The following is a 22327-nucleotide window of genomic DNA, read 5'->3' as shown; positions in this document are numbered from 1 at the left end:
GGTTGACTTCCTTTTAATCAATTTCAACCTTCAGTACTTTTGAAAAAAACTTTTTCATTGAACTCCAAACCTATTACCCAGGCTTCATTTTTTCAGCCCGATGGCTTAAGCGTTACCGCAGTAGAATCCTGGTTTAAAGTAAAGGTTCAGCTTATCGAGCGTTACGTTCAATCATTCATAGCAAATGCTTCCGGAAGAGCTGACGAAATTGTATTCGTTGATTTATGTGCAGGCAGTGGTCTGTATTCTTTCGGGCATCAGAAAGAAATATTTGCAGGAGCCTGCCTGTCATTACTCTCATCAAACTTACCGGTGTCGCGCTGGATTTTCTGCGAGCGTGATCACGACCAGCGACATGCTTTACAACATCGTGTAACGCAATACTTCCGGAATAAAAATGTGATGATACTGGATGAACCAGTTGATGAACTGGCCGATAAACTCAGGTCTGTTATTCCACAACCTGCGCGCGGTAACAAAACCGCTGTGCTCTGCCTGGTCGATCCATTCTCGCTGGAAATTCCTTATGCAACAATAGATAAACTTGCTTCGCAGGGTTTTAGTTTCCTGATGCCACTTACGTGGATGATGAATCAGCGGATGAATCATACATACTACCTGGAAGAACATGCCGCGCAGATAAAACGATTTCTCGGTATTGCTGATCTGCAACGATTAACGAAAGTGCAGGGCAACCAGCAGTTCTATAAACATATAGTGAGGATCTATCAAAACAATATGCTGATGCTCGGGTTGAACACAGCGCTCTCGGTTCACAAGGTGGAATCGAGGCTGATGGAGCTGCCAGCGTTCTATATAGGTTTCTTTTCGAAGAAATTTTCGACCAAAGCTGTGTTGAATGACGTGCAGGAAAGCGAGCACGTGCAGTTTGAATTGTGGTGATCCGTATTAACATCTAAAATTGTAACTTTGCGTCATGATAAAAGTTGGAGAAGTTCTGGTATCCGATGATGTTGTAGAAAAAGAATTTGTCTGCAACCTGGATAAATGTAAAGGTGCCTGCTGCGTAGAAGGTGACTTTGGTGCGCCTCTGGATGAAGACGAACTTGCCATACTCGAGGAAATATACCCGATTGTAAAACCCTACCTTTCCAAAGAGGGGATCAAGGTTATAGAAAAAGAAGGTACACACACTACCGATGATGATGGTGAGCTTTGCACACCGGTAATCGATGGCCGTGAGTGTGTATATGCTATATATGACAAGAAGGGAATATTAAAGTGCGGCATTGAGCAGGCATACCTCGATGGCAAGATCAAATGGAAGAAACCGATCTCCTGCCATTTATACCCGATCCGTATCACCTCCAAGAAAAACTTCGAAGCCCTTAATTATCACAAGTGGCACATCTGCTCGCCAGCCTGTGCGTTGGGAAAAGAACTGCAGGTGCCAGTATATAAATTCCTCAAAGACCCACTCATTCGTAAATACGGAGAGAAGTGGTATAACGAACTCGTTGAAGTAATCGAGACACAACCGAAAGAAGAAGAGAAACCGAAGAAGAGCAGGAAGAAATAGTTTAAAGCTGAAAGTGGAAAGCTTAAAGCTATGACTCTCGGCTTACAGCTTTATGCTTATATGCTTCTGCGCAATTATGCGAGAAACTGAATATCGAACAAGGAACACCTATCAACGAATGTTGAAGTGACGATGCTTCCACTTTTTCAGCTTTACGCTTTCGGCTTTCTACTTATATTTTATCTGCGTTAACCTGCGGGAAATAACTGCATTTTACTCTGTGAAATTCTGTGAATTCCGTGGGAAATATTTTGCATTTGAATATCGAACAAGGAACACCGATCAACGAATGTTGAAGTGATGATGTTCCACACTTTTCACTTTCAACTTTACGCTTTCGGCTTAAAAGCTATAGTTCCAGTCCGATTCTCCTCGATAGATCAGAGCTGAATATATTATTCGGATCGTATTTGCGTTTGATCTCCAGCCACTCTTTATACTGCGGATACATCGCTTTGAACGTAGCTTCATCCAGGTAAGCATCTTTACCTAAATATATACGTCCGCCCATGTCGAGTACCATCTTGTCGAGTTTCTCGGTAAAAGGCTTTAGCTGATTCTTGATCGGGAAGTCGATCGCGAAAGTATATCCTTCGAAGGGAAATGATAGTAATCCACCCTGACCTTTACCAAATTTCTTGAGTACATTCAGAAACGGCACACAATTACTTTGTGTGATCTCCGTAAGAATCTTCCGTATATTTTCTTTACCGTTCTCCATCGGCAATACAAACTGGTATTGAATAAAGCCACGTTTACCATAGCCTCTGTTCCAGTTGTTGATCATATCCAACGGATAAAAGAATTTGTCGTAATGCGCAATGGGTTTGCCACCCTTCTGCATGAAATATAGTGCCGTGTTCAGAAACTTTACCGACAATGTATTGAGTGTAAAGCTCGGCATATAAAAGGGAACGGTAAGCTTTGCTTTCTTACCCAGCTTTAGCGGATCAGCTTTTAAATTAGCAGGCAGGTCAGCCAGCTTCGCGTGATTGCCCATGGTGAGTACACCGCGGCCCAGATGTTTACCCTTCGCCATCGAATCGAGCCACGCAACGGATGAGCTATAGTCTTTATCGCTTTCATCGATGGCCAACAGCATGGCATCCAGGTTGGGAGCGGCCACAGCTTTTTGTACAAAGTAGGTTGTTTCTACTTTTCGCAATTGTATTCGGGCCGTGAGAATTGTTCCTAACAAACCAAGTCCACCGAAGTTGGCCCAGAACAGATCACTGTTTTCATCGCGACTTGCTTTTACTATACGGCCATCTGCCAGCAGAATGGTGAAATCATATACACAGTTTACAAACGAACCATCAGCATGATGTGCTTTACCATGCACATCGTTGGCGATAGCACCACCAATAGTGATATACTTTGTTCCCGGTGTGATCATTGGAAACCAGCCGCGTGGTGTAAGGTATTGAATGATGTCTTCGAGACTAACACCCGCTTCACATTCCAATATACCTTTCTCTTCATCAAATGAAATGAAGCGATTGAGCTTCTCCATTTTTACAATGGTATAATTCAGATTGGTAGCCTGATCGGCATAGCTTCTGCCGAGTCCGCGGGGAAGTAATTTGTTGAAGGTAAGTGTTCCCTTAACATCGCTGATGACGCGCGGGTACACAACCTTACTGAGATTGGCAGGGATATTTCCCCAGCCGGAGAGGGTTTCTTCTGTTGGGTGCATACTTGAACTAACTATAGACGTTGCGAAAATAGCAGATTATTCCAATACATCTGCCTGTTGTGCACGATGAACTTCTGCTAACGATCTAAATACGTTGAAGATGCTTGTATAGTTATAGTTTCGGTGCGAACCAAAGCACTGCCAGCGCCAGTAATAACAGGCTATAAAAAATCAGTGGCGACACGGGTTTATAAATGATTTGTTCATGACTGCCGGATTGATTGATAGCAATACCATATTGATGTGATAAGCGCACCAGGTTAGCAGCATGCAGCGACTGCCAGGCATTTTCGCGCGATATATAGTATGGATGTGTAAGCGAATCATGTGTAGTAAGTATATGCCATCCCGGATTTCTCTGCCACGTAGTTGCTTCCCAACGATCATCGATGCGTGCGTCTTCTGCTAATGGCAATGCAATGCTGTCGTCTGTTAATGCTGGTTTGTTGCCGGTTGTGATCAGCTCCACGGTAACCGGGGCATTCGCATAGAGCGGGAATGCGGATATAATTCTAACAGCATTATCAACGGAACGGCTACGCGCCAGTTGCTCCAGCACGGGCGACCATATTTTGCTATAGGCAATAGAGTCTCCTTGTAGCAAAAGCGGATAGGTGCTCTGCAATAACTGGAAGCCTGCTTTACCAACACCTTTATAACCAAAGCCTGATGCTATACCACGCTTGTTACGCATAATACTTTGAAGTGAAGCATCGCTGGTAATAGTGAAAGGTGCTATAGCAAGTGTATAGGGTTTATGGTGAAGTATAACAGACGTTGTGTCGGTCTTTGCAGGCGATGTTCCCCAGGGAATCAGTCGCTGTATACTTCTGTTGCCTGGTTCCTGCATCAAGAGTAATACACCTAATCCGGTGGAGACAGCATCTTCCAACGCTTTTACTTCGGAGGAGGATAATGCTTGCCAGGTTTCTGTATTCAGAATTACCAGGTCGAAGTCTTTCAGCGTTTTCGTTGAAAGTGTGGTGACGGGTATATTCGGATGATTGATATATTCGTGCCGGTATATATTCCTTGACAACTGCGATCGTACTACAACACGGTGATGCTGCCGGGCCAGAAAACTCTTCAGGTATTGTGTTTCGAAAGTAGGTTGTTGCTGCAGGAATAATATAGTATAGGGTGTGTCATCGTGAACAACTAGCGGGATCTCTTCTGTGATGGTTCGTTCACGCTCTTTGATTACTAATTGATACAAGAACTTTCCGGATTGGCGCGGAGTAAATGCAAGCGAAAAAGTAGATGTGCCATTTTTCTGTAGTGTAACCGAATCTTCCTCACCAGCCGGTGATTTCAGTACGAGTGTTGTTTTATTGCCTGCCAATGTATAGGTTCCATATACGATAGCTTCGTGGTGAGTAAATATAGCTTGAGGTATATGCAATTCAGTAACGCCCTCCGGAGTGTTGCCCGGTATATATTGCACCGATGCCGAAGGCAGTTGCTTCCAGCCTGTGGCAGGTAAACCATTTCCCAATACAATTCGAATATCGCTTGCGATAGTAGAAATATCATTTACAGATGAAAGCGGAATCGATTTTTTGTATGCTTTTGCATTGGCTAAATGAAAGTACTGCCAGGATGGGTGTACTTTGTAAAGGCTGTCAGCTTGTTCTTTCGTGTAGCCATCCGTAAGCAATATAGCAGTCGATTCTTTTTTTGTTTTGAAAGATGGTCGCAGCGATAATGCTGCTATAGCCAGCAGAGCTATTACGACAGCAGCCATGCGCAGGCCGGTAAAACGTATAGTCCGTTTCAATTCCTTCCAGAGAAGAAAGATGCCGAGCAGTGTGAGTATACCTATAAACCACCATCCTTCCGGTGCAGGATGCAGCGCGAGCGACAGATCATTCATGTGCTTCCAGCTTTTTAATAAAGGTTCGGTCGAGTGTGTGCAACGCCTGCGCTGCAGCAGCCGGAGATGCCGGGGCATCCGGTAAAGCTTTCCATAAGGATGTTTGTATAGTCTTCAAAGCCGGGCGTTGCTCGGTTGGTTTCAATTCATTCTCGGTGAGCGCGCGTATCAGCGACAAGCTTTTTAAATATACTCCGGGTTCTGCTATCGCTAATTTACCAAGCTCTTGTCCGGCCAATGTTAAACGTTTCTTCAACGTGTTGCTAACGGTAAGGCTATCGGCTGCCAGTGCTAACGCTGTTGCCTTCAGGGCTTCGCGAATGGCTGTATAATTTTCATTTCGCGCAGGCGATGCGTTTGCTGTAGCACTCTTTACTTCGCTCAGATCACCCGTCATGCGTTTCTCTTCCTTCAGCGGAGGAGGATCGAAGCCTGTGCGGTGTACATAGATACGCGAATCCTGGCTGATCTCTTTCAACAGCTTCAATGCTTTATACTGAAACGGTAATGACTTCTCCGGTTCATACAGGCGCAAGTGAAGTTCTGCATCCCACATAATGGTAAGCGCAGCTTTTAGTTTGGCACGTATAGATTGTGTAAAGAATGTTGCTTCTTCTTCACTGTCGTGTTCATGTACAAAACCTGCCGGTATACCATTCTTGTCTTCACCGTCTTTACTTTCGCCATGGTGGTGATGTTCTGGTTCACTCTTCTTTTCCTGCACCAGGTTGTGTTCATTTTCTTTATCGTGCACGTGACCATACTTCTTCGCTATATCTTCCTCTTCATGGTCGTGATCTTCTTCTGCAGGATTTTCCTGTGGCCCTATACCGGATTCAAATTCTTCGCCCAGAAATTCTCCGTAGCGCAGGCGTAATACTTTCTGATCGTATCCTAACTCATTACTCTTCGATTGAAAGTTAGTTTTTGTGATTTGCTTTTTCTCTTTCAGTAATTTTTCGGTATCAATAATAATTTGTCGCTGGCTTCGGAAGTAATCCGGCATCAGGTCAACACCGAGACCGTCATCAATAACCGTTTCCTGTTGGGTAGTGTCTTGTAAAGATATAAAGTATGTTTCCGTACGGGTGCGGTTCGGCAGAGGCTGTTTGTTATCGAAGGCAACAACGTAGAAATATAGTTCATCGCCAGGCTCCATGCCGAGTTTGATCAGGTCCAGTCTGCGTGTTGCATCGAGACGTTTACCGGCTATAGCGGCAGGTTTTTCAAAAAATAATTTATCTTCTCTGAACTTTACCGATTCGCCACTGCCTTTACTTACCGTAGCAATGATGTGCGCGTTGTCTAAACCGTAATCGTCTTGCAGGGTAGCATATACATCGATCACAGGTTTATCGCTAAAGGCCAGTTCGGTAAATTGATTAAGCTTGTTAATAGTAATTACCGGTGCCTGATCTTTTGTTACTTCGAGTTTATAAAAATCAGAGTGCTTTACTTCTCCTGCGGAGGTAGTCCATGCTAATTGATAAAATCCGGTTTCCTGTATAGCACGTCTGAGCGTATAGCCTTCCGGTTGATCTGCTTTCATGCGCACTGTTTCTTTGCCGGAAAATAATAATGATGGTTCTTTTACATCGGCCGTAAACTGTACGTTCCATGTAACTGTGCTGCCCTCGGGTAACGTAAGTGACCAACCCGTAGTTGATTGTGATGGAAGTTTGGTGTAGGCAGGTGGTGTAATAACAATACGTGCCTGCTTTACCTGTGCCGGTGGCGGAGGTATATTTTCTGAGGAAGAAGTGCTTTGTGCTGCCGGTTTTGCAGAAGGTATATATTGAATTAGCGGTGCAAAAGATGTTAAGGTAAATGCAATGGCGATACTGAGCATACATATACCACCTGCCTGTAGCAATCGGTGCGGAAGCTGTATGGAGGGATACAGCGCTTCGAATGCTGCTGTTGTTTTTATCTTTTGCAGTTGCTGTAACCGGCTGAGATCATCAGCATCTTTCAATAACAGATCGCTGCTGTTTTGTAGCGTTGTGAATTGCTGGTTGAGGTAAGCCGCTACGTTTTGTTCCTGTAGCTGAAAAAGACGAAGCTGCTCACATCGGTACAGAAATATAATTATGCCTCCCATTACTGCGAATGCAAGACAGATACCTGCCGGTATATTAAAAGAGTATGGTATAGCAAACGATATACAGGCAAGTGCAACGGCCAGCAGGAATGCTTCACCCATACGAAGGTTTTTATATTTCCGCGTAAGCTGTTGCAGTTGATATCGTGCCTCGGTATGGCTCATTGATTGCGTTGATAAGATACGAGTCGTTCGGTTAACAACATCAGCGCGATCAGGATCAAGAGCCAGTTATCGAGTGATGTCGATTTTGTTTCGGCCTGGAGTGTATTGGTAGTAGAAGACAAAGAATCCGTTTTTAAGAAAGCTTCCGGTAACGTCCGGTGATCAGCCCGGGCAGAAGCAGTACGGATGGCATCGTTCGCCAATAGTATAGCTGCTAATTGCGTGGAAAGATGTTCCTGCAATGCGTGATCAACCGTGAGTGCAGAAGTTAATTGCCATTGTTGATAGGGATGTTGTGCTCCTTGGCGTACAAACAGGGAAGAGGCAGCAGGATTTTTTCGCAACACAATGCTATTGCACTTGTCTTTTACCGGTATAGTTTTTTCGGATAACCAGATGAGCCAGTGGCAAGGTATATATTGAAAGTTCTCGGTTGTTGTAATAGTAACTTTTATGGGTGCCGGTACTTCGGCTATAGCTTGCAGGGAAGCTTCCACTATACGGGCATCGTATTGAAAGGCCTGATTTGTCGCGATTGTTATTGTGAGTGTATCACGTAACTGAAGCTTGATTGTGTCGGAAGCCGCTATACTCACTTTCTGATAACTATAGGATGTTTCCATGCTATTGCTTTTACTCGTTCGTACAACCGAAGAATCTGCTTTAGAGCGTTGAGCAAAGAGTATACTTTTTGATTCAGCGTTATCTGCAGTTATCCAGTGAATGTTGGATGGGAGTGTTGTGTATTCACCATCAAAATCGTTCTGCCGTGAGCGGGATATTACTACTATATCTGCTATAGCTTTTGATTGTAGTTGATGTATAAGTGACCAATAGTTTGATACCGCCTTTGCTGTTGTATCGATCTCTATGGGAAATCCCTGCGAGAGATAATGTTTTTCATACCCTGCCACGGTGAGGCTATCGGTTAATGATGCGATTGATGAAGTTTGCTCTATGCCAGGCTCTATCACCAGCCATCGCGATGGTTTTGAAGAAGTATAGGATATAGTTAATCCTGCCAGCAGCAATACCACCAGCGAGATCAGTATACACCGAAGAATCAACAGCAATATCTCGTTTAGCTTGATTGCCCGGAACTGTCGTGTGTTCGATTCTTCCAGGTGGCGAAGGCTGCCGATATAGATCACTTTACCTTCCTTGCGACTCAGCAAATGTATAGCTACTGGTATCGCTAAACCACTGAGTGCCCACAGCCATATAGGATTGGTAAACTGCATTAACGTGCCAGGGTTTTTCTGATCTTTAAAAAATTACGAAGGGTTGTTTCAAACGGATCATTCATATTTACCAACTCGTAGCTGATCTGTTTTTCCAGCATCCAACTGCGCGACTGGCTGATCCATTGTTGGATGCGATCGGTATATTGTTTTTGCTGCGTAAGGGTTTCTACTTTGGTGCGCGTGCCGGTTTCAAGATCTTCAAAGGTAAAAGAGCCGTTGAAGTCGAGCGAAGTTTCCTGTTTGCCGAGTATATGAAATACAATTACTTCGTTGCGTATAGTTTTTAATCGGCTGATGAATTGGAGAAGATCGTTGTTGTCATCGTATAAGTCAGTCACAAAGATGATCATCTCTTTTCCGTGATGATCGTATAGATGTTCAAGCCCGCTGCTTTTGCGCCAGGTGCTTTCGCTTTTTACAGTAGCGAGTATATGCAGAAAGCGCATGAACTGTTGCTGCTCAAAACGCGGATGTACTTCCTGTATATTTTTTTCATTCACAGTAAATAAACCAAAGGCATCACTTTGCTTGCGCGCCAGGTAGGCGAGGGCTGCAATCATTACCTTGGCATACTGAAATTTACTCAGTCCATCTTCGGTATACATCATCGAATGGCTGGCATCGAGCATGAATTTTACCGTGATGTTGGTTTCTATATCAGCCTGCCGTATATAGTATCGGCCCGAGCGTGCATACATTTTCCAATCGAGCATGCGCAAGTCATCACCGGGTTCATAACTTCTATACTGGCTAAATTCCTGGCCGGCACCTACTGCCTGGCTTTTGTTACTGCCGCTCATAAATCCTTCCACGATCACGCGCGCAATCAACTCCAACCCATTTACGGTGTTGATCACTTCCGGCTTTAACAGCGATCGTATCTGCGGGTTCATGCTATAGATGACGAATTATACCTATATAGACTTTGTTTTTGTACTCACGTGCTCCAGCAAATGTTTGGTAACATTATCGGAGGTAACACCTTCGGCTTCTGCGCGGAAGTTCATGAGTATACGGTGGCGAAGTACCGGATAGGCTACACGCTCAATGTCTTCCAGTGTAACGGCAAAATTACCGTGCAGCAAGGCGCGCGCTTTGGCGGTCATGATCATCGCTTGCCCGGCACGCGGACCAGCTCCCCAGCGCACCCAGTCTTTTACATACGGTGTGCTGGTATCCGGACGTGTGAGTCGCACAATGCTGCTTACGCGCTCTATCAGATCACGACTGATATGTACTTCGCGCACGAGGTTCTGTGCTTCTTTTATTTCGTTACCATCCAGTACTTTGTTGATCTGTGTTTTCTTTTTACCGGTAGTGCTCTCGAGTATAGCCGTTTCTTCTTCAGCTGTCGGGTAACCGATCTTGATATATAGCAGGAAGCGGTCGAGCTGTGCTTCCGGTAAAGGAAATGTACCAGCCTGCTCGATCGGGTTTTGTGTAGCGAGTATAAAGAATGGTCGCTCCAGCGGATACGTTACACCACCATAGGTAACGGAAAATTCCTGCATCGCTTCGAGTAATGCGGATTGTGTTTTGGGCGATGTACGGTTGATCTCATCGGCCAGTATAATATTGGCGAAGAGCGGACCTTTGTTGAATTTGAAAAATCGTTTACCGGTTGTGTGATCCTCTTCGAGTATCTCCGTACCAATAATATCCGAAGGCATCAGGTCGGGCGTAAATTGGATACGTCTGAAAGGAAGATCAATGGCTTCGGAGAGCGAACGGATCATCAGTGTTTTGGCCAGTCCGGGAACACCTTCGAGCAAAGCATGTCCTCCGGCCAGAAAAGTAATCAGCAACTGATCGACCGTTTCTGTTTGTCCTACAATTACTTTACCGATCTCCTGCTTCAATGCACCCAGTTTCTCAATGATGCTCTGCACAGATTGTTCTACTTCTTTTAATGGGTTCACGTTCGTTGTGTTTAGGTGCGTATGTGTTTACGTGTTTATGTTTTGATAGTATATATATACTTACTTCTATCGCATCAGTGCATACATTACTATATTTACACTGAAGCGGGTGTTGTCTATTTTGTAGAAGCGTTTGTTACGGAAGTCGTAGTCCCATTCGCAGCCGTAATCTTTGTTGCTATAGAGCACAGCAATCTTTCCATTTATCTCAATGGCCTTCAGGTAATCGTGTACGATATCATCGCCCCAGCCATTCAGTTCCTGCGAAGTAGTGGGTGGTCCTTCAAAGGTAAAGAACATCGAGTATAGCGGATGGTTGTTGGGAATTTTCTTGAGCGCACTCGCTCCGAAGATAACTTCCATCTGCGACTCAAACGATTTGGCAAAGAGCCCGTCTATATCGTGGTTGCAATCATCGACAAATACAAAGCCTCCGTTGCGTACGTATTTCTCAAAGTTAGCACGTTCTGCGGCTGTAAACTCTACCAGCTTGTGGCCACTCAGGTAGCAGAACGGACAACTGAATATCTTATCACCACTGAGTGGTATAATGTTTTCCTGAGTATCTACTTTTAGTGTTGTATACTCTATCAGGGAATTGAGCACGTTAGCGGGCATGCGCTGATCAACATCCCAGTCACCGGATTCATACTGGAGGCGTGTAAAGAAAAACTTGGGAGCCGCGTACATATATAGTCTCTGCAAGTTGCAGTTTTTTGCCGAATGGCAAAGTAAATTTATATAAGTGGATAACTGTAACGAATTCGGAAACGCTGAAATGAAAAGTCCCTCGATAATGAGGGACTTTTCGTATGATGGTTATCCTATATCAGATAGCATCCGACAAGCTCGTGAACGTAAAGTCACGGATCTTGAGCGGTGGTATCAGGTAATTGTTGTTGGACTCCACACTCACGGTACGCTCTACTTTGCCCAGCTCTTCCAGGTTGTTGAGCATAATGATCGGGCTCTCGTTGAAACGGAAGTTCTTGATTGGGTACTGGATCTTGCCGTTCTCAATATAGAAAGTTCCATCGCGTGTAAGACCGGTGAGCAATAAGGTCTGCGGATCTACATCGCGTATATACCAGAGGCGTGTTACCAGTATACCTTTCTTGGTGCCGGCTATCAGATCCTGCAGCGATTTGGTGCCACCTTCCATGATAAAGCTGTCAGGCCCCGGTATAGCTTTTACTTTTTTCTTCTCGGCCCAGTAGCGTGAGTAAGTAAAATTCTTTACTACGCCTTTTTCAATCCAGATTGTTTTTTCCTGCGGACGTCCATCGCCTGTCCAGGTACTCGAAGGCAATTCAGGATTCAGCGGATCAGAATATATAGTTACGCGTTCGTCCATCAGCTTTTCACCGAGGCGTGTCTGGCCACCGGCTTTACTAAAGGAGCTGCGTCCTTCATCCGCCTGGCGTGCATCGAGATCAAACAAAATTCTTTCGAGCAATACAGCTGCTGCTGCAGGCTCCAGTATAACAGTATATTTACCGGGCTCGATCGCTTTGGCTGCTACCGACTTCATACTCTTCTGTGTAGCAATTTCAGTCGCTGCTTTCGTGTCGAGTTTAGTAATGTCGTTATAGCCGCGCGTAGCATAGCCGGAGCCTGTGCCATCGGCAGAGCGAACGGTTACCGAGAAATTTACATTGGTAGAGGTATTGTAGGCAAATAATCCTTTCGAATTCATCATGGCCGAGAAGCCGCGATTGTCTTCGAGAAAACCAGCTGCTACCTGTTTGTTATCTTTTGATACCTGTAAACTTTGTGCCACTGCATCGGTGCGTTGCTTGGGTGTGATAGCCGCGGTAGCCGGTATATAGGTGATAGCTTCTGCATATTTTTGCGGACCGAGGAAGGATACAAATTCCGGATTCTCGGGAGCAAGCTGCGCCAGTTCTTCTGCGCGTCTTACTACCTTCTCCAGCGATGCATCATCAAATTCGTTGATGGTGGCAGTGCCCAGTTTTTTACCATAGGCAGAAGATACAACCAGTGTAGTCTGACTTACATTACCGCTGGTAGACACTGCGTTGCGTGCATACCGGATATTGCCACTGTCGTTGCCGGAAATATTTACTTCGCATTCATCTGCTTTGGAATAGCTCAGTACTTTCTTTAGTAAAGCCTGTGCTTCATCTTTTGTAAGTATAGCCATAGTGTTATCCGATATTTCTTGATGTGTTAATAACATTCACTCCTTTGAAATGCGCAGTGGATGAACCATGCGAGACAGCGCTTGATTGCATTGGCTGACCTTTGCCATCGAAGAATGAGCCACCTAAACGAAAATCAGATTCATCGGCTATACCGACACAGGAGTTCCAGAATTCTTTGGTGTTGGCCTGATAGGCTACATCTTTTAGCATACCGGCTATTTTACCATCCTTGATCTCGTAGTAGAGTTGTCCGCCAAACTGGAAATTATAGCGTTGCTGATCGATGGAGAAAGAACCATCGCCAATGATATATATACCTTTCTCTACATTTTTGATCAGGTCATCTATACTCTTCTTTTCTTTACCGGCCTGCAGCGATACATTCGGCATGCGCTGGAATTGTACACTGCTCCAGCTATCGGCATAGCAGCATCCCTGCGATGCATTCAGACCGATGATGTGCGCCTGGTCGCGTATAGCCTGGTAATTTACCAGTATACCGTCTTTTACTAAATCCCAACGGCCGCACTGTACGCCCTCGTCATCATACCCTACAGCACCCAGTGAACCAACCTGTTGTTTATCGGCAAAGAGGTTTACCATCTTGCTGCCAAAGTTAAAGTTCTTCGACTGCCATTTATCAAGTGTGAGGAAACTGGTTCCGGCAAAGTTTGCTTCATAACCCAGCACGCGATCCAGTTCAGTCGGGTGACCTACTGATTCGTGTATCGTTAACCACAAGTGCGATGGATCAAGGATAAGGTCATATTTACCGGCTTCAACAGATTTAGCTTTCAGTTTTTCGCCAGCTTGTGCTGCACCTAATCGTGCATCTTCAATCATATCGTAGCGACCTTTATATAGGGTAGTGGGGCCTTTGATTTTATCCTGCGGACGTGCGCTGAGATATTCATAGCCCATACCCATCGGTGCACTTAGCGCATTGCGCGTTTCAAATTTACCGGTGGTAGCATCGATCTTTGTAATGAAGAACGTTGGCCAGATGCGATGTATATCCTGGTCAATATAGGAGCCATCGGTAGAAGCAAAATACTTCTGCTCATTTACCATGAAGAGGAATGAGTTGATATAGTTTGCTCCACCTTTTATAGCAGCATCATTTACGCCCAGCAGCAGATCAACTTTTTCTTTGATCGGTACTTCGAATGAATTTTTTTCGATTGGCGCTTTCCAGCTTACTTCACCATAACCTTTCTGCTGAATGAGTTGCACTGGCTCGGTAAGTAATCGCGAGTTTTCTTTTGCTATAGCTACTGCAAGTTCAGCAGCTTTCGCTATACTGTCTTTGTCGAGTTTGTCGGTAGCAGCAAAGCCCCAGCTACCATTGGCAATCACGCGTATCCCCATACCGTACGATTCGGTGTTGACAATGTTCTCTACTTTGTCTTCACGGGTAATGATAAACTGATTAAGATAGCGTCCTATGCGCACATCGGTATAGGTAGCACCTTTACTGCGGGCCGCGTTAAGTACTACATCGGCCATCTGTTTCTTTTGTGCTACATCAATGGTCTCCAGCGCCCGCTCGGGAGGAATGGCTTTCCCGAAAGACGGAATACCAGCCAGCACAGCAGCCGAAGCTCCCATGCCTGCAAGTTGAATAAAGTCTCTGCGTTTCATAAAGGATTGTTATGGGGTTAGTTTGAATAGCTGCTGGCTACGAGCCACTAGCTACTAGCGTGTGAGAGCGTGATAGGAGTGTGCATTTATACTTCAACATTCGTTAATCGATGTTCCTTGTTCAATATTTCAAATATAGCTGCTGGCTTCTGGCCGCGGGCTATCGGAGTGTGTGAGTGAGCAGGTGTGTATTATCTGATTAATTCTGCGCGAAATAAAATTTATTCAACGCGTCTTAACGCTACGAGTTTCATTTTGGTATTCAATATTCGTTGATCGTTGTTCTGCATTCGCTAATATATATTTATCTGCGTTCATCAGCGCGATCTGCGGGAAAAAAATCCGGGAAGTATAGATGCAGCCTTTCACTTTTTGCTTTATACTTTCCTCTGCATGCTTGCATTCGTGTGGACCTAAAAAAATGAGGCTGTCCCATTATCGAACAGCCTCATGAAAATATAGTGTATATATTATACTGCGTCAGATAAACTGCTGAAGGTAAAGTCGCGTATCTTCAGGTAGGGTATATATACATTTGTTCCGCCTTCGCTCGTTACGGCACGTTTCTGCTGGCCCAGTGTTTCCAGGTTGTTCAGCATAATGATCGGACTTTCGTTGAAACGGAAGTTCTTGATCGGGTGCTTGATCTTGCCGTTCTCGATGTAGAAAGTTCCATCGCGGGTCAAACCAGTATATAACAACGTCTGCGGATCAACGGGACGTATATACCAGAAGCGTGTTACCAATATACCTTTCTTGGTATCTTTGATCATATCTTCCAGCGATGCATTTCCACCGTCCATGATTGCATTCCCCGGGAATGGTACAGGCTCTACATTTTTCTGCGATGCCCAGTAACGATCATAGATCAGGTTTGCCACCGTACCATTGCGGATAAGATCCATCTTCTTGCGTGCAAGTCCATCGCCTGCCCACGGTGAAGCCGGTACTTCTTCGTGCCACGGATCGGTATATATATTTACTCTTTCATCCACCAGTTTTTCACCGAGCTTGGTGCCACCACCTTTTTTCGACAGGAAGCTTCGTCCTTCATCGGCCTGGCGTGCATTCATATTCAGCATCAGGCGAATAAGATCGGCACCGGCTGACGGCTCGAGTATAACCGTATATTTACCCGGTTCGATAGCCTTGGCGTTGCGCGACATCAATGATTTGTCGATCGCGATCTTGGATACATCAGCAGCGTTAAGCTTGCTTACATCGTTAAGATCGGCAGCAGCCCAGCCAGAACCTGTTCCATCATTCGAGCGCATCGTTACGGTAAAGTCAACACTCGTAGATTTGTTATAGGCAAATAAACCTTTGCTGTTCATGATTGCCGAGAACCCGCGACTGTCTTCGAGATAGCCTGCAGCCGTTACATCTTTGGCAGCAGCGGGATTTATACTATCAGCCGCAGCTTGTGCGCGATAGTCGGGAGTGATTTTCGCAGTAGCATCCGAAAATGTTTTGGATTCCGGTCCATAGGTTTGCTGCGGCAGCGGTTCCATAAACTCGGGGTTCTCCGGAGCGAGTTTGGCAAGTTCTTCAGAGCGTCTTATTACTTTTTCGAGTGATGCATCATCGAACTCGTTAATTGTAGCAGAGCCGGATTTTTTACCATAGTATGATTGCACTGCCAATACAATGTTGCTGTCTTCACCGGAAGTGGAAACACTGTTGCGTGCATAGCGGATGTTGCCGCGGTCGTTGCCATTGAGGCTCACGGAGCAACCATCTGCTTTGGAGAAACTGATCACCTTCTCCAGTATCTTCTTAGCTTCTTCTTTTGAAAGGATGGCCATGTATTTACAAATTTAGTTTAGGTTTCAAATGATTTTTGGGGACGACATACTTATATAGTACGCCCGGTGTTGATCACGTTTATACCATTGAAGCGTGATGTAGCAGAGCCATGCGACACGGCATTGGATTGGCTCGGTTGTCCTTTACCATCGTTAAAGGCTCCGTTCAATCTATAGTCGCGTTCATCGCATATCTGCACGCACGAGTTCCAGAACTCCTGTGAGTTTGCCTGGTAGGCTACATCTTTCAGCATACCCGCGATCTTTCCATTCTTGATCTCGAAGAACAACACGCCTCCGAACTGGAAGTTATAGCGTTGCTGATCGATGGAGAAGGAACCGTCTTTCACGATATATATACCTTTCTCAACATTGGCGATCATCTGCTGTGGTGTTACCTGCTCCTTGCCGGGCTGCAGCGATATGTTGGCCATACGCTGGAACTGTACATCATTCCAGCTCTGCGAGTAGCAGCATCCATGCGATTCTTTCTGATCGATGATATTTACCTGGTCGCGTATAGCCTGGTAGTTAACCAGTACACCATCTTTAATGATATCCCACGATTTACATTTTACGCCTTCATCATCGTATGCTACTGCACCGAGTGATCCGGGTTGTGTTTTATCGGCTACGAAGTTTACCACCTTGCTGCCTGCGTTGAATTTGCCCGACTTCCACTTATCCAATGTGAGATAGCTTGTGCCGGCAAAGTTTGCTTCATAACCGAGTACACGATCCAGCTCTGTAGGGTGACCAACCGATTCGTGAATGGTGAGCCACAGGTGTGATGGTTCGAGTACAAGATCATATTTACCCGGCTCTACGGATTTAGCGGAGATGATCTGCTTGGCTTGTTCGGCAGCCATACCAGCATCTTCTACTATATCGTACGATTTGTTATAGAGTATAATTCCACCGGGACCTTCGATCTTGTCTTCGGGGCGTGCATCCAGATATTCATAGCCCATACCAACGGGTGCGCTGAAGGCCGCGCGATTCTTGAACTGGCCCGATGCGCGATCGATCATGGTTACCGTAAAGCTAGGCCATGTACGATGTATATCCTGGTCTATATAGGAGCCTTCGGTAGAAGCAAAGTATTTCTGTTCGTTCACCAGAAACATGAGGCTGTTCACGAAGCTTGCCCCCTTTTCAAGGGCTTTTGCATTCGCGTTCATAAGTAAATCTACTTTGTCTTTTACCGGTACTTCAAAACCATTTTTCTTGATCGGAGTTTTCCAGCTCACTTCTCCATACGATTGTGCAGGAGCGAGCTTTACCGGTTCTTTCTGAAATTTGGAATTGGCTTTGGCAATGATAGCAGCACGCTCGGCTGTTTTCTTCATGCCATCGGGTGTAACGTTGTTGCTGGCAGCAAAGCCCCAGGTTCCGTTTACAATTACCCGTATACCTACACCAAACGATTCGGTGTTTACGATGTTCTGTACTTTCTTCTCGCGCGTAATAACAAACTGGTTGAGGTATCTTCCTATACGAACATCGGCATAGGTTGCGCCCAGTGATTTAGCCGTATTTAAGGCTACATCTGCGAGTTGTTTTTTCTGCCTGGCATCCATGATGGGCTCCAGCATGCGGGCCGGGTCCACCGGATTGGAGAAGGCGGACATCGGGAGGAGCATAGCGCCTGCACCCATTCCGGCTAACTGCATAAAGTCTCTTCGCTTCATTGGCTTATAGGTTTGGTTAGATGGTTCTGCCTGTATTAATAACGTTCACACCATTGAAGCGTGTAGTGGCACTGCCGTGCGATACTGCGCTCACTTGTGAGGGCTGTCCTTTGCCATCGAAGAAAGATCCGAAGAGCCTGTAATCTTTTTCATCACAGATCTTCGCACAGCTATTCCAAAATTCTTGTGTATTGGATTGATATGCTACATCATTGAGCATGCCCGCTATCTGGCCGTTCTTGATCTCGTAGAATACAGTGCCTCCGAATTGGAAATTATAGCGCTGCTGATCGATGGAGAAGGAACCACGCCCCGCTATATATATACCTTTCTCTACATCTTTTATCATTTGTTCCGGACTATACGGTGTTTTACCCGGAGCTAATGATACGTTTGGCATGCGTTGGAACTGTACATCGCTCCAGCTCTGCGCATAGCAGCAGCCGTGCGATTCGTTCTGGCCGAGTATATGAGCCTGATCGCGTATAGCCTGTACGTTAACAAAGACACCTTCTTTAATAATGTCCCAGCGTTTGGTTTGAACGCCTTCGTCATCGTAGCCTACAGCACCGAGTGAGCCCGGTTGTGTTTTATCGGCAAAGATGTTTACGAGGTTGCTTCCGTATTTGAATGTGCCCGACTTCAGTTTGTCCAGTGTGGCAAAACTTGTTCCGGCATAGTTTGCTTCATAACCGAGTATCCGATCGAGTTCTGTCGGGTGACCAACCGATTCGTGTATCGTAAGGCCGAGGTGATTCGGTTCAAGCACCAGGTCATATTTACCCGGCTCTACGGACTTAGCGGAAGTGATCATCTCTTTCGCCTGCTTCGCTGCTATACCGGCATCTTCCACCATATCGTAGCTGTTACGATATAGCATAGTGCCTCCTATACCTTTTACTTTATCTTCAGCCTTTGGTATCATATACTCATAGCCGAGGCCCATCGGTGCACTCAACGCATCGCGTGTTTTAAATTTACCTGATGCACGATCTACAACCGATACAGTAAAGGTTGGCCATATACGATGTATATCCTGATCGATATAGGAGCCTTCTGTAGAAGCAAAGTATTTTTGCTCGTTGATCTGGAACAGGTTGGAGTTAACAAAGCTGGCACCGTTCTGTAGTGCCGTTGCGTTTGCCTTTAAGAGTAAATCTGTTTTTTCTGATACCGGAACTTCGAATGCATTTTTCTGTATAGGCGTTTTCCAGGTGGTTTCGCCATAACCTTTTACCGGAGCGAGCTTTACCGGCTCTTTCTGAAATTTAGAGTTGGCCTTCGCGATAGCCACTGCCTGCAGTGTTGCTTTCTTGATGCCATCGGCAGTAACAGTATTAGTTGCTGCAAATCCCCAGGTACCATTGGCGATCACGCGTATACCAGCACCAAACGATTCGGTGTTGACGAGGTTCTGCACCTTGTTTTCGCGTGTCATAATAAATTGATTGAGGTTCCGGCCTATACGGATATCAGCATAGGTTGCACCCGCTCCTTTGGCTGTGTTCAGCGCTACATCTGCCAGTTGTTTTTTCTGCGATGTATCCAGGGGAGAATCCAACAATGCCTCTACCGGAACCGGATTACCCAAGGTAGGGAAAGGTAACAGCATCCCGCCTATACCTAACCCAGCGAGTTGAACGAAGTCTCGTCTTTTCAAGGTTATCGAAGTTAAGGTTTAAGAGTTATTCAGATAGTAAGTTATCCAAAAAGCAAAAAAGGATACCGAAAATGGTATCCTTTGCTATTAGATTATGTGAGTGGTAGTCGCACTCGTTGTACATCGTTTTCGAATCCCGCGCGACAGGGGAGAAAAATTTTCTCGCGTGTATGCACGAGATGCATGGTGCATCGCTTATTTGATCACCGAGAAATCAAATGAAGTCTCCAGGAACTTCGTGGTAAATTTACCGGAACGGAATGTAGGGTTATCCATCAGCGCCAGGTGGAAAGGTATAGTTGTTTTTATACCTTCAATCACAAACTCGCTCAAGGCACGTTTCATTCTCGTAATAACTTCTTCGCGTGACTGGCCGCTTACAATCAGCTTGGCAATCATACTATCGTAGTTAGGAGGTATAGTATATCCTGCATATACGTGGCTATCTACACGTACACCATGACCTCCGGGTAAATGAAGGTTCAGAATTTTACCGGGTGAAGGACGGAAACCATTCGCAGGATCTTCTGCGTTGATGCGGCATTCCATCGCATACAGGTTTGGGAAATAATTTGTTCCGGAGATTGGTACACCGGCTGCAGACTTGATCTGTTCTTTGATCAGATCGTAGTCAGTAACTTCTTCGGTAATCGGGTGCTCTACCTGGATACGTGTGTTCATCTCCATAAAGTAGAAATTGCCATGCTTGTCTACGAGGAACTCGATCGTGCCGGCACCTTCGTAATTTATAGCTTTCGCTCCTTTAATAGCAGCTTCACCCATACGCTCGCGCAACTCCTGACTAACTATAGGAGAAGGAGTTTCTTCTACCAGTTTCTGGTGTCTGCGTTGTATAGAGCAATCGCGTTCTGATAAGTGACATACTTTACCATACTGATCGCCCATTACCTGTATCTCGATGTGACGAGGTTCTTCTACGAATTTTTCCAGGTATAGTCCATCGTTACCAAAGGCAGCACCGGCTTCACGCTTGGCATCATCCCATGCTTTCTTGAATTCCGATTCATCGTTAATGATGCGCATACCTTTACCACCACCACCGGCAGTTGCTTTTACAATTACCGGGTAGCCTATATCTTTTGCCAGGCTTATACCTTCTTCAATCGAAGAAAGCAATCCGTCAGAGCCGGGTATAGTAGGCACACCTGCTTTCTTCATGGTATCTTTTGCTGTAGACTTGTCGCCCATAGCGTTGATCATGGCAGGCGTGGGGCCGATAAATTTTATACCGTACTCGTGGCATATAGCCGAGAACTCAGCACGCTCCGATAGAAATCCGTAGCCCGGATGTATAGCGTCTGCGTTGGTAATTTCGGCTGCCGAAATGATACGCGGTATATTGAGGTAAGAATCTTTACTGGGTGCATCACCGATACATACGGCTTCATCAGCAAAACGTACGTGAAGGCTTTCGCGATCCGCAGTGGAGTATACAGCTACAGTTTTGATGTCCATCTCTTTGCAGGTACGGATAACGCGCAAAGCGATTTCACCACGGTTCGCTATAAGTATTTTCTTAAACATAAGCTTATCTCGTTCAATGTTGAAAGTTTAAGGTTCAAGGTATAGGGCTGTGCAAAGTATATATGCAGCAACCTCAGACCTTGAACCTTACTATGTCTTTGATTCAATTAATCAGGCTCTACTACAAACAGTACCTGATCGTATTCTACCGGAGAAGAGTTTTCTACCATTGCTTTGATAACCGTACCGGATACTTCCGATTCGATCTCATTGAAGAGCTTCATCGCTTCAATGATACATACGGTTTGTCCTTTGGTAACTTTATCGCCAACGGAAACAAATGCAGGTGTGTCCGGATTAGCAGAGCGATAGAATGTACCGATCATCGGTGATTTGATCTCTACTGTCTTTTTACCGGAAGCAGGTGCTGCTTCTGCAGCTGCAGCTTTTGGTTGAGCCGCTGCTACAGGTGTTTGTGCTATAGGAGTTGCCTGTGCTACAGGAGCTGTTGCTGCTACCGGAGTAATTACCGGGCTTGACTTGAATACTTTCTGATCAGGCTCGCGCTTTACGTGAAGCTTCAGCTCTTTTGTCTCGATGTCCACCTCGTTCAAACCTGACTTGGAGATGAAATCGATGAGGTCTCGGATTTCGGATGTTTTCATTTCAGCTTGGGTTGATGATCCTGTTTCAGCCGCAGGTTTTGAAGGTTTGGTTTCTTTTTTAGCGGATGCTTTGGATGCTGGGATTTTGCTCATGATCCTTCGTTTATTTTACACGTTCGATATAGTCACCAGTGCGCGTATCGATTTTAATTTTATCACCGGTATTTACGAAAAGCGGTACGCGTACTTCCACTCCGTTTTCTAATGTTGCAGCTTTCAATGTGCGAGTGGCAGTATCGCCTTGTACACCGGGTTCGGTATATTGGATCTCCATCACTACATGCGAAGGAGCTTCTGCTGTAATAGCACTCTCTCCGTTCTCAAACGCGATCAGCAGCGTTACACCTTCTTTGATATAGTTTACCGATTCGCCCAGTAAAGCTTTATCAAGGTATATCTGATCAAACGTTTCGTTGTCCATGCATACCAGGCTGTCGCCATCTGCATAGAGATATTGATATTCTTTGGTTTCAACCCGCAGGATTTCCACTTCATCGCCAGGACGAAAACGGTTCTCCGCTACTTTGCCATTCCTGACGTTACGCATTTTGATTTGGTAAAATGCACGCAGGTTTCCAGGAGTGCGGTGTTGTAATTCTTCCACCTGCACTACTTCACCGTTGTAGCGCATGAAGTTTCCTTTACTCAGATCGGATACGGTTGCCATAAATTTAGGT

The 22327-nt window shown here is 45.4% G+C and carries 17 protein-coding genes; 2 read left to right on the top strand and 15 right to left on the bottom strand.

Going from position 1 to position 22327, the window contains the following annotated elements:
* Positions 1-39: 39 nt before the first annotated feature.
* Positions 40-903, top strand: a complete 864-nt coding sequence (gene tcmP, locus VIN08_RS22180) for a three-Cys-motif partner protein TcmP (RefSeq protein WP_331969955.1) — start codon at positions 40-42, stop codon at positions 901-903.
* Between the two features lie 34 nt (positions 904-937).
* Positions 938-1540, top strand: coding sequence for a DUF3109 family protein (locus VIN08_RS22175; RefSeq protein ID WP_331969952.1), 603 nt, complete (start codon positions 938-940; stop codon positions 1538-1540).
* Positions 1541-1889: 349 nt separating this feature from the next.
* Here VIN08_RS22175 and VIN08_RS22170 read toward each other — a convergent pair whose 3' ends face one another.
* From VIN08_RS22170 to efp, 15 genes are all read right to left on the bottom strand, one after another.
* Positions 1890-3236, bottom strand: coding sequence for an FAD-binding oxidoreductase (locus VIN08_RS22170; RefSeq protein ID WP_331969949.1), 1347 nt, complete (start codon positions 3234-3236; stop codon positions 1890-1892).
* A gap of 112 nt (positions 3237-3348) precedes the next feature.
* The gene (locus VIN08_RS22165; RefSeq protein WP_331969946.1) at positions 3349-5109 is read right to left on the bottom strand and encodes a hypothetical protein; all 1761 of its coding nucleotides are present in this window, start codon (positions 5107-5109) and stop codon (positions 3349-3351) included.
* Positions 5102-7375: a hypothetical protein gene (locus tag VIN08_RS22160; RefSeq protein WP_331969943.1), complete on the bottom strand. Its 2274-nt coding sequence runs from the start codon at positions 7373-7375 to the stop codon at positions 5102-5104. Before VIN08_RS22160 ends, VIN08_RS22165 begins: the two co-directional genes overlap by 8 nt.
* On the bottom strand, positions 7372-8616 hold the full coding sequence (locus tag VIN08_RS22155) for a BatA domain-containing protein (protein ID WP_331969940.1): 1245 nt from the start codon (positions 8614-8616) through the stop codon (positions 7372-7374). Before VIN08_RS22155 ends, VIN08_RS22160 begins: the two co-directional genes overlap by 4 nt.
* On the bottom strand, positions 8616-9512 hold the full coding sequence (locus VIN08_RS22150; RefSeq protein WP_331969937.1) for a DUF58 domain-containing protein: 897 nt from the start codon (positions 9510-9512) through the stop codon (positions 8616-8618). The genes VIN08_RS22155 and VIN08_RS22150 overlap by 1 nt, the downstream gene beginning before the upstream one ends.
* 21 nt (positions 9513-9533) lie before the next feature.
* Positions 9534-10538 (bottom strand): MoxR family ATPase, encoded by a 1005-nt coding sequence (locus VIN08_RS22145; RefSeq protein WP_331969934.1) that lies wholly within the window; start codon positions 10536-10538, stop codon positions 9534-9536.
* 66 nt (positions 10539-10604) lie between these two features.
* Positions 10605-11228, bottom strand: coding sequence for a DUF4159 domain-containing protein (locus VIN08_RS22140; RefSeq protein ID WP_331969989.1), 624 nt, complete (start codon positions 11226-11228; stop codon positions 10605-10607).
* A gap of 139 nt (positions 11229-11367) precedes the next feature.
* Complete coding sequence (locus VIN08_RS22135) at positions 11368-12702, bottom strand: TldD/PmbA family protein (protein WP_331969931.1); 1335 nt, start codon at positions 12700-12702, stop codon at positions 11368-11370.
* Between the two features lie 4 nt (positions 12703-12706).
* Positions 12707-14344: a TldD/PmbA family protein gene (locus VIN08_RS22130; protein WP_331969928.1), complete on the bottom strand. Its 1638-nt coding sequence runs from the start codon at positions 14342-14344 to the stop codon at positions 12707-12709.
* A 470-nt stretch (positions 14345-14814) separates the two neighbouring features.
* Complete coding sequence (locus VIN08_RS22125) at positions 14815-16149, bottom strand: TldD/PmbA family protein (protein ID WP_331969925.1); 1335 nt, start codon at positions 16147-16149, stop codon at positions 14815-14817.
* Positions 16150-16199: 50 nt separating this feature from the next.
* Positions 16200-17840: a TldD/PmbA family protein gene (locus tag VIN08_RS22120; RefSeq protein WP_331969923.1), complete on the bottom strand. Its 1641-nt coding sequence runs from the start codon at positions 17838-17840 to the stop codon at positions 16200-16202.
* 16 nt (positions 17841-17856) lie between these two features.
* Positions 17857-19500: a TldD/PmbA family protein gene (locus VIN08_RS22115; protein ID WP_331969920.1), complete on the bottom strand. Its 1644-nt coding sequence runs from the start codon at positions 19498-19500 to the stop codon at positions 17857-17859.
* Between the two features lie 195 nt (positions 19501-19695).
* Positions 19696-21045, bottom strand: coding sequence for an acetyl-CoA carboxylase biotin carboxylase subunit (accC, locus tag VIN08_RS22110; RefSeq protein WP_331969917.1), 1350 nt, complete (start codon positions 21043-21045; stop codon positions 19696-19698).
* Between the two features lie 107 nt (positions 21046-21152).
* On the bottom strand, positions 21153-21650 hold the full coding sequence (gene accB, locus VIN08_RS22105; RefSeq protein WP_331969986.1) for an acetyl-CoA carboxylase biotin carboxyl carrier protein: 498 nt from the start codon (positions 21648-21650) through the stop codon (positions 21153-21155).
* Positions 21651-21753: 103 nt separating this feature from the next.
* The coding region (gene efp, locus VIN08_RS22100; RefSeq protein ID WP_331969915.1) for an elongation factor P at positions 21754-22327 on the bottom strand (574 nt) is incomplete at its 5' end.

This window comes from Ohtaekwangia sp. (genome assembly GCF_036568665.1).
Classification (GTDB): domain Bacteria; phylum Bacteroidota; class Bacteroidia; order Cytophagales; family Cyclobacteriaceae; genus Ohtaekwangia.
The sequence above is the reverse complement of the archived record's forward strand: the minus strand, read 5'-3'. Positions and strand labels throughout refer to the sequence as shown.

Excerpts from the sequence above, each read along its gene's own strand:
- VIN08_RS22130 (WP_331969928.1), bottom strand. The coding sequence starts at position 14,344 with ATGAAACGCAGAGACTTTATTCAACTTGCAGGCATGGGAGCTTCGGCT.
- VIN08_RS22155 (WP_331969940.1), bottom strand. The coding sequence starts at position 8,616 with ATGCAGTTTACCAATCCTATATGGCTGTGGGCACTCAGTGGTTTAGCG.
- VIN08_RS22125 (WP_331969925.1), bottom strand. The coding sequence starts at position 16,149 with ATGGCCATCCTTTCAAAAGAAGAAGCTAAGAAGATACTGGAGAAGGTG.
- VIN08_RS22170 (WP_331969949.1), bottom strand. The coding sequence starts at position 3,236 with ATGCACCCAACAGAAGAAACCCTCTCCGGCTGGGGAAATATCCCTGCC.
- VIN08_RS22120 (WP_331969923.1), bottom strand. The coding sequence starts at position 17,840 with ATGAAGCGAAGAGACTTTATGCAGTTAGCCGGAATGGGTGCAGGCGCT.
- accB (WP_331969986.1), bottom strand. The coding sequence starts at position 21,650 with ATGAAAACATCCGAAATCCGAGACCTCATCGATTTCATCTCCAAGTCA.
- VIN08_RS22160 (WP_331969943.1), bottom strand. The coding sequence starts at position 7,375 with ATGAGCCATACCGAGGCACGATATCAACTGCAACAGCTTACGCGGAAA.
- VIN08_RS22165 (WP_331969946.1), bottom strand. The coding sequence starts at position 5,109 with ATGAATGATCTGTCGCTCGCGCTGCATCCTGCACCGGAAGGATGGTGG.
- VIN08_RS22135 (WP_331969931.1), bottom strand. The coding sequence starts at position 12,702 with ATGGCTATACTTACAAAAGATGAAGCACAGGCTTTACTAAAGAAAGTA.
- VIN08_RS22150 (WP_331969937.1), bottom strand. The coding sequence starts at position 9,512 with ATGAACCCGCAGATACGATCGCTGTTAAAGCCGGAAGTGATCAACACC.
- accC (WP_331969917.1), bottom strand. The coding sequence starts at position 21,045 with ATGTTTAAGAAAATACTTATAGCGAACCGTGGTGAAATCGCTTTGCGC.
- VIN08_RS22175 (WP_331969952.1), top strand. The coding sequence starts at position 938 with ATGATAAAAGTTGGAGAAGTTCTGGTATCCGATGATGTTGTAGAAAAA.
- VIN08_RS22140 (WP_331969989.1), bottom strand. The coding sequence starts at position 11,228 with ATGTACGCGGCTCCCAAGTTTTTCTTTACACGCCTCCAGTATGAATCC.